Genomic DNA, 13,839 nt, shown 5'->3' with positions numbered 1-13,839 from the left:
TATTCCAGAGCGCAGATACTTTAATCTGGATGCCGTTGACTTGGTTGCTCCAGGCAAAAAATAAATATTACGGAACTTTATAAAGAAAGCATTATGAACAGATCCAAAAGCAGTACAATTCCTCTATTATGTATTGGAGTGATGACGATGAAGCTTGGAATTAGCTCATATTGTTTAGCGCGTTTGATCAGAGCAAAGGAAATGACTTTACCAGATGTCGTGGAATGGGTAGCCCAGCAAGGTGCGCAACATATCGAAATTGTTCCCGACGGAACCGTGATGATTGATAATCCTGGATTGGCAGAGGAGATTCGCTCCAAAGCACAGCAATCGGGCATTGAAATTTCCAATTACCTCATTGGAGCCAATTTTATTACAGAAGATGCTGCGGGCCTTGACAGGGAAATTACAAGAGTTATGAGAGAGGTCGATATTGCCAATCGATTAGGCGTGAAGAAAATGCGGCATGATGTAGCTGTGCGACCGCTGAATGAAGCGTCTATCGTTCAATTCTACAAGGATTTGCCCAGGCTTGCAGATGCATGCGGGATAATTGCTGACTACGCGTCTCAATACGGTATTACGACTAGCGTAGAGAATCACGGCTATTATGTGCAAGGGAGCGAAAGAGTGCAGAGCCTAGTGGAAGCGACGAATCGTTCTAATTTCAAAACTACGTTGGATGTCGGCAATTTTATGTGTGCCGATGAGAATTCTGTAACAGCGGTAAAGCGAAACCTGCACATGGCTTCAATGATACATTTAAAGGACTTTTATGTTAGACCCTCCTATCGAAATCCTGGTGAAGGTTGGTTTAAAACGATTGCGGGGAATTATTTGCGTGGTGCTATTGTGGGGCAGGGGGATATTGATATGTGGGAGGTGCTTCATATTATCAAATCATCAGGGTATGACGGCTATATTTCAATTGAGTTTGAAGGACTGGAAGAATGCCGCAGCGGCACAAAAATGGCGTTCGAAAATGCACTCCGCATTTGGAATGAAGTATAAATTATTAGCACCTCAACAGATTAATGGCGGCAAAAAAGAGACAGTCGAATTATTACGGGGATCACTCTCACTTCCCCTATAATCGACTGTCTCTTTAATCCTTACCTACGGCTCCATAATAAACACAGGATTCTCGATCAACTGACTGTAATAGTCAAAATAATGCCATTTATGCACTTTAACTTTGTCTCCTAACAAGCCGACAATTCCTTTGCCATTCCACCAGTCGTTGAAAATGTATACCCCGTCGGCACCGGCTTCATAAACATCGTACGTCCGCTTCTGATACTGAGTTTGGCTAAGCGTACGCTTAGTATTTTCAATCGTTCCACCATTTCTGATGATCGCTTCTTGCTCCTTCGTCAGGTCTGTACCCGATAGATCTGAGACAATTCCGGCATAGAGCTTGACACTCGAACCCGACACCATGCTCACGAATGGAGAGATATCGAAGAAATCTTCATAGGACAAGTTGGATGGAATAAGCATATCAATCAAGTCTTGATCGATCCAGGCTTGTGGATCCAGCCCATAGCTCTCATAGTTCCAATAAGGGATACGCACACTAATCGTTTTTCCTGGCAGAGCCGTTCTTATCTCACTCAGCATTTGCGTGACGATCGCTTTCCTGCTGGCCACATCGGTCAGCTCATTGCCGAATATATACGGATACCTGCCAAAGTCGAGGTTCACCCCGTCAACATGAGGGATTGCCGCCACTTCCGACAATATATTCTTGATATAGTCTCTGAAGCGCGAGTAGTAGAAGCTGAGTCGGAACGTTGGATTATTATTCGCATCTAATTGTCTCGTGTCATTCTGAGAAGGGGGTCCTATATAATCGTTATACAATTGGCCGTTTAAAGCAGGGAACGAGGTTGCGGAATAAAATGCGTTCATGCGGAATGAAACGACCAGCTTGATTCCGTGATCATAAGCGCTTTGAGCCAGCACCTCCGGTGCCCACTTGCCGCTCTCATCAAATATATTATGAATTGTGCCCTTTACAAGCATATCGATTTCCCTGAGAGTAGGGTCATCCTCTGTGAATGAATCGAATGGCGTCCCCGCATACTGACTATCATAATTTAACTGCATGGTTGTCCCTAGCGCCCAATCGACGCCTCCTACATCCTGCCCTGCAAACAAATTCACGGCCTTGTTTTGAAGTGCAGCGACGTTATTATATTTCAATGAAGAAAAGTGGGTATAACCATCGTTGTTATAGATGGCTCTCTTGCCAAGACTGCCTTCATCGGCCGCTGTATACTCTGCAATGTCCCCAGTAGTAAAGCCACGCAGTTTAACATAGGCGATTCTAGCTTTTTTGTTGGCTGCAGGGGTGAAGGTTAGTGTTCTTCCATTAAAGTTGGCAGCCGTAATGAACTCTTCCCTGATCGTCTGTTCACTATACAGATTGCTAGTATTAATACGTGGGAAAGATATCGTCTTTGTGCTGCTGCCGTCTGCGATATCGAATTGCTCGGTTCCAGCCGCATATCCAACATATACGCCGAACCAGCCATACAAATCCACAGGCAGGGTCAAGGTTTGAGCGCTTGCTGTTGTTTCAATCAAACTGTAAACATGACTCGTGACGCTATCTTCCGCGCCTTTGTATTTATAGTCTACCTTCTGCCAGCCCCCGGCTGCTGCATATTGACCGCTGCTTGTTTTCATCTGAGCTACGTCTGTGAACAGAGCCACCGCTCCGGGTGAGGACGTAACGGATGATTCTGCAGTGACAGCTGCGACAGAAGGGAACAGCTCTATTTCTTTGACTATTTTATCAACTGAGATGCCGTCATTCAGCAGTTCAACTGCAAGTTGGCGTACGTCTGATCCGCCTCCGCCGTATACGTTCAAGCTAACTGTAGCGGTATCTAATACGTGTGTGCTGCTGGAGAGGAGTCCGCTATCGTCGTATATACTTGCTTTAACCTGTACGTTCGGATTCGTGAACCAGGTCGGATCTGCACCTCCTATGTTAACAAGGATTGGAACAGAGCTTGAGCTGGCCTCGGGTTTGACTGTAACCCCGGAAATGCTTGGATAGTAATTAATCCAGTCCGGAATTTTATTTTGCGTCAGCTTGATTTGATCGAAATACACTTCATTGGTTCCGGTCGTGTACACATCTTTGGCCAAATTATTAATCGTAATATTATCACTTGCAACCGCTGCTATCCCGGCATCATTAGATTGGACAACCAGATTTTCATCCAGACCGAGATATAACCCGCCATCTCCATCATAGACGATTTCCCATTTGTGGAACGCGTTGTCGGTAGGGAGATACACTTCCCTTTCTTTGAAGCTGTTCGATCCGTTGGTGATCAGGAATACTTTGATTGTTCCTTTCGTAGCATCATAACTATTCAACGCCACCATATAACGTTTGTTATTGGCGTATATATTGAACGCGAGCCCTTTCCACAAATAGTAGTTCGTTGCTTTCGCAAGGTCAACAATCTTAGCATCGAACTGCAATGTCCATGCGGAGGAGCCAATCGTTACGTTACGCTTCATACTGCTGTAATGGCCGCTTGTTGAGGTCTCGTCTGCATAAGCCAAATATTGTCCGGCTGGAACGGGCTTCAGAGTTACCCCGTTCGGATTGCCGAGCGAGTTCGGAGCATCATCGATCATGTAGACGCCAGTTCTAGGAGGGGTGCTCGACGTCCAGCCTGCAGCGTTCAGACTAGTGGCATCATCATTTAGAAGTGTATTCAAAGCAAGGTTAGGTACGAATACTTTAGGCTTATAATTTCGCAGTAACCGGATGGTGTCGACATAAACCTCGGCTGTACCCGACTGCAAGTTATTCGTATCTGCGAACAGCTTCATGCTGTCTGCAGCAGCAATAGCCACATCTACATATGTGAATTGGGCTACAACCGTTCCGTCGAGATCTACAGTAATCCCATTCGTTCCGTTGAAGGCGATCCCCCATTTGTGAAGACCTCCGCTAGTCGGAAGAGCCACTTGCTTCATTTCATACGAATTCCCTGTTTTCAATAAGTAGATTTTCATGTTCCCATTTGAATCCAGGCTGTTAAATGATAATCTGTATCGTTTGGAATTGGCCGCAATATCTACGGAGAATCCTCGCCAGGCATGGTAAGCAGACGGTGTGGGTAAATCTGCTATTCGCGCTTCCAATTGTGCATACCAAGAGCCAGATCCGATATAAGTATTCTTAGTAATACTGCTATGGAGACTGTTCTGCGAGCTGTAGAACAAGTACTCGCCTGAAGTTACCGGCAGCATCTGAACGAGATTCGGGTTACCTAGGGAGCTCGGGTAGTCGGTAATATAACTTCCGCTAACTGGGCTAGGAGAGCGCGCCCATCCTGACTGGCTCAAATTGTCGCCGTTGTCATCTATGGCAGTGAATACCCAATCTGGGACGTTTATTTTGTCCAGCTTCATATAATCGATGTAAACCTTGTTCGTACCTGACTGCAGATCGTTAGCTCCATTATGAAGCACAACCCGGTCAGGGGTGGAATCCGGCACATTGATACCTGAGATTCGCGTCACTACCGTACCATCGAGAATGACGGTTAAGGTTGAAGCTCCGTCGTAACCGATGCCCCACTTATGGAACGTTCCGTCTGAGGGAAGCAGGATTTGCTTTTCTTCCACTGTACCGCTTGCATCTTTCAGCACGACCAGCTTTAGATTGCCGTTCGCATCCATGTTGTTAAAGGTCACTTTGTATTTCTTGGAGTTAGCGATTATATCGACAGATAACCCATTGGCGATGGAATTAGCAGAAGGAGTAATCAAATCCACGATATTCGCATCCAGCTCCATGAACCAGGGCCCGGCACCTATTGTCAAAGGGCTCTTGGTGAGCGAGCTGGTTGTACTGGATGCAGAAGCGTAGAACAAAAATTGACTTTGAGGAACAGGCAAGAGTGAGATGCTGTTCGGATTTCCAAGTGAATTAGCGAAATCGGAGATGTAATTCCCATTCACGGGAGCAGCTGATCTAACCCAGCTTTGATCCAGCAGCCGCTCTGCGAAATCTGTAAGCACATTGACAGCTTTCTCAGTTGAATATGCATCCGACCTTACTTGAACCCAACCGGGCATCGAGTTAGTCGTAAGCGTAATAGAATCCATATATACTTCTGTCGTGCCAGAGAGACGATTTTGAGCGGCGCTTGTCAGTGTGATCCCGTCATTTGCGTTTGTGCTCATCCCCATCCCGCCAAATTCAGCAACACTCCTGCCGTCTAGACCTACGTAGAGGTTCTCGCCTCCATCATTGGAGATCGTCCACGTGTGGAATTGGTCGTCGGTGGGCATATCCACTTGAGTTTGACTGTAGGAGCCGCCATTATTTTCTTTGACCGCCGTTATTTTGTTGTGATCGCTGAATATTAGCTTGTAAACCTTCTGATTGGCCACAATTTCGGTAATTAGTCCGGTGTCGGCACCATTTACAGTCGGACTCATCAAATCGATAATACGTGCCTTGAGCTGAAGCGTCCAGGCTCCGCTGCCGATTGTTATATTTTTATTCATTGTGGAAGGCGTGGAGGCAGTTGAGGTTTGATCGCCATAGAACAAGTACTGTCCCTTGGACACAGGCTTAAGCGGCACCGAATTCGGGTTGCCATGAGAATGGTTGTTGTCGATGATGTATTGCCCCTGCACCGGGGCAGATGTTGTCCATCCGGCATTTACGAGGCTTGCGCCGTTATCGTTCACAACTTCTTCGCTTACTTGTAAATTTCCCCCTTTTATTAGTTTGTAGCTGTACAAATACACCTCGTTCGTCCCTGATTGCAGACCCGTGGAGCTATTATACAGCAACGCTTGATCGACATATCCGGTTGCTACATTAACACCCGATGATCTTGCTATTACTTTACCGTCAAGCGATATGGACACTGTCGTCCCGCCGTCGTATTCAATACCCCATTTATGAATATCAGCGAAATCACCGAGCTTGACAATGGTCTCATCATAGGCATTCGAACTGTTCTTCATAATCAACACCTTGAAAGTCGAGTCCATATCACCTGTCTTGCTGTTGAACGTTACGCGGTATCGTTTGCCCGCTGCAATCGTATCAATCGTAAATCCATTCCAGGTGGGATTCTCTGATGGTGTGATCAAATCTGCTATGCGGGCCTCGAATTCGATATGCCAGCTTCCCGAGCCAATCGTGAGTTCCTTCTTGATCGTCCCGCTCATATCGTCCGCGGAGCTGTAGAACAAATATTGTCCGCGCAAAACCTGCTTCATGGGAACATTGGATGGATTACCCAGCGAATTCGGTGAATCTGTAATATAATTGCCGGTCCTCGGTGCATATTGCCTTGTCCAGCCTGCTGCAGACAAACTGTGAGCATCGTCATCAATTAATACGGTTCCTGCTGCTTCAGCCATGGACCACGGAATCAAACAAACGAGCATCGACGCGATCAACATACAGGCCAAACCTTTTCTGATTTTTTTCAATTGCATGTAAACGCTTCCTTTCTTTTCGGTTTTTTTACCGACATCTAACACCGGCATCATTGTTACTATAATGTAGGAGACATGCTCGTAAAAGTATCGAGAATTACGATTCCATATACGAATTACATATATCTTCGAAATGAGTGGTATCTATTGTACAAGTGAGGTATCCAAATTTAATATAGCCGAAAGCCGCTTACTGCGAGAACCCGCGCCATTGCTGGAAAGTTGGTTATAGGAATGCTGGCAGAAGCCACTAGCCACTCTTTGCACTGCAAGAAACACCTGATATAGTTATTAAAAATAACATCATTTCTTCCTATATAGACAAGGGGTGCTTAGATGAAATATCAAGAGATTCCACAAACGAATTTGCACGTGTCTTCCATATGCTTAGGTACGGCGCCTATTGGAAGTACAATTAACAAGGGGGATTCGTTCCGCTTGTTGGACCAGTTCATAGAGCTTGGGGGCAACTTCCTCGATACGTCCCTGAACTATGCCGATTGGCAAAGCGACATCAAGAGCATAAGCGAGAAAACGATAGGGGAATGGTCCAAACAGCGCAAAAACTGGGGGAAAGTTATTATTGGCACCAAAGGAGCTTGTCCGGCGCCAAAGCCTGGACGTTTTTTTCGTCTTACTCGCGAGGACATCCTGCATGATTTGCACAATAGCTTGCGAAATCTGCAGACGGATTGTATCGACCTGTACTGGCTTCACCGCGACGATCCCGCACAATCAGTGGAGTCTATCATCGACGTGCTGCATGAGCAGGTTGAGGCAGGCAACATTCGGTATTTTGCCTGTTCCAATTGGACAGTCTCCCGAATTGCCGAAGCTGAGCAGTACGCAGCACGCAAAGGCAAAAAAAGCTTCTCCGCAAACCAAATGATGTGGAGCTTGGCAAGCCCCAATGTGGAGTCACTGGTTGATCCTACGATTGTTGTCATGGATGAACGGACGAAGGAGTACCATACGCATACGAATATGGCGGCTGTGCCATTCTCCTCGCAGGCGGGAGGTTTCTTCAGCGGCCGATATCATAAGAATGAACCTGGGGTTAGCGGCAAAGCAATAGGCATCCTCCGTGATTACGGCAACGATGTGAATTTCGCCAGATTGGAGCGCACTCAAGAGGTCGCTTCCAGCTTGCATTCCACGTCCGCCTTTGTGTCGCTTGCTTATTTGTTCTCTCATCCCTTTCCCGTATTCCCGATCATTGGATCAAGAACGCCGGAGCAGTTGATCGATAGCTGCAGGGCCGGAGAGCTGAGGTTAGACCCGTCCGTTGCGCGCTTCATTGAAACAGGTCAAGCCGGGGGGGAATGATTCTGCTGAGAAGAAGAAGAAGCGTGTTTGTTGCTATTTTGATTTCCTATTTTTGCATCTTAATCGTTCCAACAGTCGCAGGAGGAGTCGGCTATCAGGTTCTTGAGAATACTTTGGTGCGCAATGTGAATAAATCGAATTTTGCCATGCTCGAACATGCTCAGCAATTGGTGGACAGTCGAATTAAAGAGGTGGATAGACTCAGCCTGCAGTTTGCCATGAACGCGAATGTTCAGTGGCTGCTGAATAATCCCGACAGCGAGCATGGGAATGTTCAGCTTAAACTGCTGGCACTTATGAAAGAAATGCAATCTTTTATGATTGTGAATGATTTTTTGGAATCCATATTTATATATTTCTCGGAGCGCAACATGGTTGTCACTCCGACGATGCAGACCGATCAAGAGCTGTACTTTAGAAGAATTCAACATTTTGAGTATCAAGCCGACATGTCGAAATTGCTTACCCAGCATAACAACCAAAAATTTCTTTCCATGGACATTACAGAAAACGGTTCCACGCAAAGGATGCTCACCTATATTCAGTCTCTCCCGATCGAGGAGAACAAGAACCTGAAAGGCTCCTTGGTCATTCTGATCAACGAGCAGAAAATTGTTAATTTATTGAAGCGAATGGATTGGGATGGTAATAGCTCAACTTTTATTTTGGATCAGAACGGCAACAGGCTTGTGACTTCACTGAATCAGCAGTATGTGTCGGACGATATATCAAATAAACTGAGCGCAGCCGACTCATCCTTTGAGATGGAGAAGGACGGGCAAAGCCTTCTCGTTTCCTATACAACGGGAGATAACGGCTGGAAATATGTAACGGTTGTTCCGGATGAAGTAGTCATGAAGCAAATCAACCATGTCAAGCTGGTGTTTATTGGTCTGCTTGCTGTTGGGATCGTTGCCGGAGTGGCCATTTCCTTCTATTTGGCTTATCGGAACTATAAACCGATCAACGAATTGTTACGAGTAATTAAGAAACGGAGCTTAATATCGGGTATTGCCAAGATGAATGAATACGAGATTATCAACAGTACATTGTTGAATTCGTTCGAGGAAGAACAAGTACTCAAAAAAACGCTCGAAAAACAAGCTCCTCTCATTCAATCCAATTTCATTTCCCGGCTAATTAAGGGGAATGTTGACATCGCCACCTTGGACCAAGCGTCATTAGATTATATGGATGTGAGTTTGGAGCAGCGCTCCTTTCGGGTACTGCTGTTAGATATTGAAGACGGCAAAAAGTTCATGAAGTCCGAAACCGAGCAGGAGTTAGCGCTTGTTCGATTCACACTTACCAACGTAAGCATGGAGCTTTTGCAGGGGCGTGGATTCGTAGTAGAACTGGAGAGGAACCGACTTGCGGTACTCGAGTTAGTGCATGAGGAGCACCACCCCGAGCAGGATGACTGGATCTACGCACTTAAACAAATTTGCGAAACGCGCTTCCAATTCAATCTGACGATTGCCGTCAGCCAACAGCAGGACAAGCTGGAGCATATTTGGAAATGTTATCTGGATGCACTATTAGCTTTGGAACGTCGGGTTGTAGTGGGCTCTAATACGATCATTTTTCATGAGCCGAACAGCAGCAGCAAGGGGACGATGTATCATTATCCGATCGAATTCGAAGTGTTGTTGATTAACTATGCTAAGACGGGTGACTACACAAACGCAGTGAATATTTTGACCCAGATCTATGAAGCGAACTTTACCAATAGCGTGATTTCGCCCGAGATGGGCCGATTTCTCTTCATGGAGATATTGGCTTCTCTGTTGAAAGTTATTCATACGTCTGCTGCGGAAGAGCAATTCTCGATAACGCTCGAAGATCCAGTTACTTACTTCGCCAACTGCCATACCGCATCCGATATGCTCGAGCAAGTGAAGCGTCTGCTTAACGACATATGTACATCTGCCAAAGATGCGCGTACTGACCAGGGGGATCGCATGTACAACGGAATACTGAAGTTCGTGAAGGATCACTATCATGACGGAAACCTAAGTCTAACGATGATCGCCGATCAGTTTCACATCACTCCACAGTATTTGTCTGTTTTTTTCAAAAAATATACCGGTAAAAACATTTCGGATTCGATTGCAGAATATCGCGTGGAACAAGCGAAGATCATGCTCAGTGACCGCACATTAACGATAGGTGAAATATCTCGGAAGGTCGGGTATTCCAACCATATCGGATTCGGGCGGGTGTTCAAAAAAATCGAAGGAATAACACTTGGACAATACAGGGAGATGCAGGAATAGGCTCCGTTATTGAATTCAGTTGCTTGATGCTAAAAATGTATACCTCGCTATGTTAAGAGTAGTTACCATTCTCGCAATCAGGTTCTTCCTTAGGTTAGTTGCCTTCGCTATGATCAAACTGCGGCTTGAAGACAGCCGAATTATACATTATCAGGGAGGCTCACTCAATGAACCAAAAGAACAACAGATTCAAAGAGAAAAAGGTGATCGCTGTAATTCTAACTTCCGCTCTGGCTCTCAGTACATTAGCTGGATGCAGCAGTAACAATTCTTCTGAAATAACACCTTCACCAAGCAGTACGGGGTCCGCGAAAGAAACAGCACCCAAAGAAGCGGCCAAGTATCCGGCAAGCTTCACCTACTGGGTCGCCATGAACGCTGGTGTCGCGGGTACAATGAAAACCTTTGCTGAAATGGACGTCTATAAGCAAATGGAGAAGATAACAGGAACAAAGGTTGAATTCCAGCATCCACCGGTAGGACAAGACAAAGAACAGTTAAATCTGCTCCTGGCATCGGGTAATATGCCGGACGTCATCGAATATCAATGGACGATTGCGCCTAAAGGTCCTGATAATGCGATCAAAGATAAAAGGATCCTGCGCCTGAATGAATTGATTGAGCAGCATGCTCCTAATTTATCCAAGCTTCTAAAGGACAATCCTGAATACAAAAAACTTATCACCACAGATGAGGGTAACATTTTCGTTATGCCCTATCTTAGCCCGGACGAAAGTGTGCGAGTATTTAACGGCCCTGCTATGCGACAAGATTGGTTAGATAAGCTGGGCTTGAAAGTCCCGACAACACTGAAGGAATGGGAAGAAGTATTAACGGCTTTCCGTGATAAGGATCCGAATGGCAACGGGAAGAAAGATGAGATTCCCCTTTTGTTCGATCCCAAATTAGCGGATTACGGACATGCATTCGTTGGTGCCTATGGCATTACAAGCACATTTTATAACGACGCAGGAAAGATCAAATACGGACCAATCGACCCTAAGTTCAAAGATTATCTTACTCTTTTGAGCCGCTGGTATAAAGACGGTCTGTTCGATAAGGACTACGCTACAATTGACCAGAAATTAAAAGATGCGAAGATGACCGAAGGATTGGTCGGCTCTATGGCCATGAATGTTGGTTATGGTATCGGTACTTACACAACTGCGGTAACCCAAGTTAATCCGAATTTCAAACTAGTGGGCGCTCCTTATCCTTCATTGGAATCAGGCGGTAAATCAATTGGCCAGATGGACCCCTCCTTCGCCGGCAGAGGTGCTGCTATAAGCGGAGAAGCTAAAAACCCTGAGCAAATCGTCAAATGGCTTGACTACGCTTACGGTTCAGCAGGCAACCTATTGTACAATTTTGGTACCGAGAACGTCACCTACAAAATGGACAATGGCAACCCAAAGCTCACAGATTTCATTACCAATAACCCGGAAAAGCTTACCTTGGCCCAAGCATTGACGAAGTACACGCATGGCACCTTCTCAGGTCCGTTTGTATACGATAAGCGGCTAGCCGAACAGTATACAATAGTGATGCCTGAGCAGAAACAAGCAGCAGCAACGTGGGCCAAAGCGGATCATGCCAAGCTTATACCCCTAATATCACAGACAGCAGAGGAAAGCACCAAACTTGCTTCATTATTGAATGACATCAACACTTATTACCAGGAAATGTTCAATAAATTTGTCATGGGTGTAGAGCCGTTAAGTAATTTCGATAAATTTGTAGAAACGATCAAAAAAATGGGCATTGAAGAGGTGATCAAACTTAAACAGGCTGCCTTAGATCGGTATAACAAAAGATAACGGGAGCACTTATGATGATACGCGATAAAAACAGCTATATGAACAGGCTTCTTCGAGACTTCAGAATAAACAAATATGTTTACTTCATGTTGCTTCCGGTAGTCGCTTATTATTTGATCTTTCATTATGGTCCGATGTATGGAGTGCAGATCGCTTTCAAAGACTACTCTCCCTCTCTCGGCTTTTGGGGCAGCCCATGGATAGGATTTCAGCATTTCACCAGTTTTTTTGACAGCTTTTACTTCTGGAGAATTTTGCGGAATACTCTGCTTCTCAGCTTGTATGAACTGATCTTTGCTTTTCCGTCTGCAATTGTGCTTGCTCTTCTCCTGAATGAAGTGCGCCGCAATATGTTCAAGAGATGGGTCCAGACAATCACGTACTTGCCTCATTTCATCTCTATCGTGGTTATTTCTGGTATGCTAATCGATTTTCTGGCCCGGGATGGCGTTGTTAACCAATTGCTGGCCTTTTTCGGAGTAGAGGCAATTCCGTTTATGGGGATGCCGGAGTGGTTCAGAACGATTTATATCGGTTCAGGAATCTGGCAAAATGTCGGTTGGGGCTCCATAATATTTCTCGCGGCCATTGCTAATATAGACCCTTCACTGTATGAAGCTGCCAGAGTAGACGGGGCGGGAAGATTGAAGCAAATGTTCTTTATTACGCTGCCGGGCATCATGCCTACGATCATCATTATGCTCATCCTGCAGATTGGAAGCTTTATGGTGGTTGGAACCGATAAGATCCTGCTGCTATACAATTCTCTGGTGTATGAATCGGCAGATGTAATTGGAACATACGTGTACCGTAAGGGGATTCTGGAATCGGATTATAGTTATACGACAGCAATCGGTCTATTCAATTCGGTGATCAATCTGACCATGTTGGTGATGGCCAACTACTGGAGCCGGAAAAGGACCGATTCAGGATTATGGTAGCAGAGGAGACACTTGTATGAGTAAACGAAATCTCGCGGAGCGTCTCTTCGATAGCGGCAATACTAGCTTTTTAGTACTACTCTGCATAGGGACGATATACCCGTTCTTATATGTATTGTTCGCCTCCATGAGCGAGCCGGGGGAGTTAATGCGAACGAGGGGACTGATATTTTATCCTCAAGGCTTCAGCTTAGAGGCATATCGTCTCGTGTTTGCGAACCCTATGATAATAGTAGGCTACGCCAATACTTTATTCTACGTGGTAGTGGGTACGACTATCAATCTATTAATGACAGCCTTCGGAGCTTATGCCCTATCACGACGAACGGTCATGTTGAAAAATCCAATTATGATGCTGATCGTGTTTACGATGTTTTTCAGCGGCGGACTGATTCCGAATTATTTGCTAGTGAGCGAGCTGGGAATGTTGAATACGAGATGGGCTCTGATTATTCCGGGAGCGATCAGCACCTATAACCTCATTATTATGCGTACGTCCTTTCAAGGAATTCCCGCAAGCCTCGAGGAATCAGCCAAAATAGATGGAGCGAACGACTTTACTATTTTGTTCCGTATCATTCTTCCTCTTTCCTTGCCAATTGTGTCGGTTATGATCCTGTTCTACGGGGTCAGTCATTGGAATGCTTGGTTCAATGCCCTTCTTTACTTGCGTGATCGTGATTTGTACCCGCTTCAGCTTGTGTTGAGGGAGATTCTGATCACTAACAGCACGGATTCGATGACCACTGGGGCCAGCGATATGGATAAGGCGCTCATCTCGGAAACGATCAAATATGCGGCAATTATAGTTGCGACCGTTCCGGTGCTGTTCTTGTATCCTTTCTTGCAGAAATATTTTGTCAAAGGAGTTATGATTGGAGCGGTTAAGGAGTAGGCGAGAGCATGAAGTCATTTTGCTCTTGTAGATGAGGTTAGTACAAAAATATGCATACTTTCGCATAGAATGGTCATTTACAATATGCC

7 protein-coding genes are annotated in these 13,839 nt (G+C 45.5%); 6 read left to right on the top strand and 1 reads right to left on the bottom strand.

Annotated elements, in window-relative coordinates; translation table 11 throughout:
- Nucleotides 1-147 precede the first annotated feature (147 nt).
- Nucleotides 148-1,011, top strand: coding sequence for a sugar phosphate isomerase/epimerase family protein (locus AC58QD_RS10755; protein WP_497332934.1), 864 nt, complete (start codon nucleotides 148-150; stop codon nucleotides 1,009-1,011).
- Between the two features lie 105 nt (nucleotides 1,012-1,116).
- On the opposite strand, the gene AC58QD_RS10750 is transcribed toward AC58QD_RS10755, so the two are convergent.
- Nucleotides 1,117-6,495, bottom strand: coding sequence for a hypothetical protein (locus AC58QD_RS10750; protein ID WP_497332932.1), 5,379 nt, complete (start codon nucleotides 6,493-6,495; stop codon nucleotides 1,117-1,119).
- 336 nt (nucleotides 6,496-6,831) lie between these two features.
- Here AC58QD_RS10750 and AC58QD_RS10745 point away from each other — a divergent pair, with 336 nt between their 5' ends.
- The 5 genes from AC58QD_RS10745 (at nucleotide 6,832) to AC58QD_RS10725 (ending at nucleotide 13,750) form a co-directional block, all read left to right on the top strand.
- The gene (locus AC58QD_RS10745) at nucleotides 6,832-7,821 is read left to right on the top strand and encodes an aldo/keto reductase (RefSeq protein WP_497332930.1); all 990 of its coding nucleotides are present in this window, start codon (nucleotides 6,832-6,834) and stop codon (nucleotides 7,819-7,821) included.
- The gene (locus AC58QD_RS10740) at nucleotides 7,818-10,097 is read left to right on the top strand and encodes a helix-turn-helix domain-containing protein (RefSeq protein ID WP_497332928.1); all 2,280 of its coding nucleotides are present in this window, start codon (nucleotides 7,818-7,820) and stop codon (nucleotides 10,095-10,097) included. The genes AC58QD_RS10745 and AC58QD_RS10740 overlap by 4 nt, the downstream gene beginning before the upstream one ends.
- 167 nt (nucleotides 10,098-10,264) lie before the next feature.
- Nucleotides 10,265-11,914, top strand: coding sequence for a type 2 periplasmic-binding domain-containing protein (locus AC58QD_RS10735; RefSeq protein WP_497332926.1), 1,650 nt, complete (start codon nucleotides 10,265-10,267; stop codon nucleotides 11,912-11,914).
- A gap of 11 nt (nucleotides 11,915-11,925) precedes the next feature.
- Nucleotides 11,926-12,855, top strand: a complete 930-nt coding sequence (locus AC58QD_RS10730) for an ABC transporter permease (RefSeq protein WP_497332924.1) — start codon at nucleotides 11,926-11,928, stop codon at nucleotides 12,853-12,855.
- A 16-nt stretch (nucleotides 12,856-12,871) separates the two neighbouring features.
- Complete coding sequence (locus AC58QD_RS10725) at nucleotides 12,872-13,750, top strand: carbohydrate ABC transporter permease (protein WP_497332922.1); 879 nt, start codon at nucleotides 12,872-12,874, stop codon at nucleotides 13,748-13,750.
- The last annotated feature ends 89 nt before the right edge of the window (nucleotides 13,751-13,839 follow it).

The organism is Paenibacillus sp. J2R1T-4, assembly GCF_059692235.1.
This window is presented reverse-complemented; position numbering and strand designations above follow the sequence as displayed.

Coding starts and splice junctions, on each gene's coding strand:
- AC58QD_RS10725 (WP_497332922.1), top strand. CDS start 12,872: ATGAGTAAACGAAATCTCGCGGAGCGTCTCTTCGATAGCGGCAATACT.
- AC58QD_RS10755 (WP_497332934.1), top strand. CDS start 148: ATGAAGCTTGGAATTAGCTCATATTGTTTAGCGCGTTTGATCAGAGCA.
- AC58QD_RS10750 (WP_497332932.1), bottom strand. CDS start 6,495: ATGCAATTGAAAAAAATCAGAAAAGGTTTGGCCTGTATGTTGATCGCG.
- AC58QD_RS10730 (WP_497332924.1), top strand. CDS start 11,926: ATGATGATACGCGATAAAAACAGCTATATGAACAGGCTTCTTCGAGAC.
- AC58QD_RS10735 (WP_497332926.1), top strand. CDS start 10,265: ATGAACCAAAAGAACAACAGATTCAAAGAGAAAAAGGTGATCGCTGTA.
- AC58QD_RS10740 (WP_497332928.1), top strand. CDS start 7,818: ATGATTCTGCTGAGAAGAAGAAGAAGCGTGTTTGTTGCTATTTTGATT.
- AC58QD_RS10745 (WP_497332930.1), top strand. CDS start 6,832: ATGAAATATCAAGAGATTCCACAAACGAATTTGCACGTGTCTTCCATA.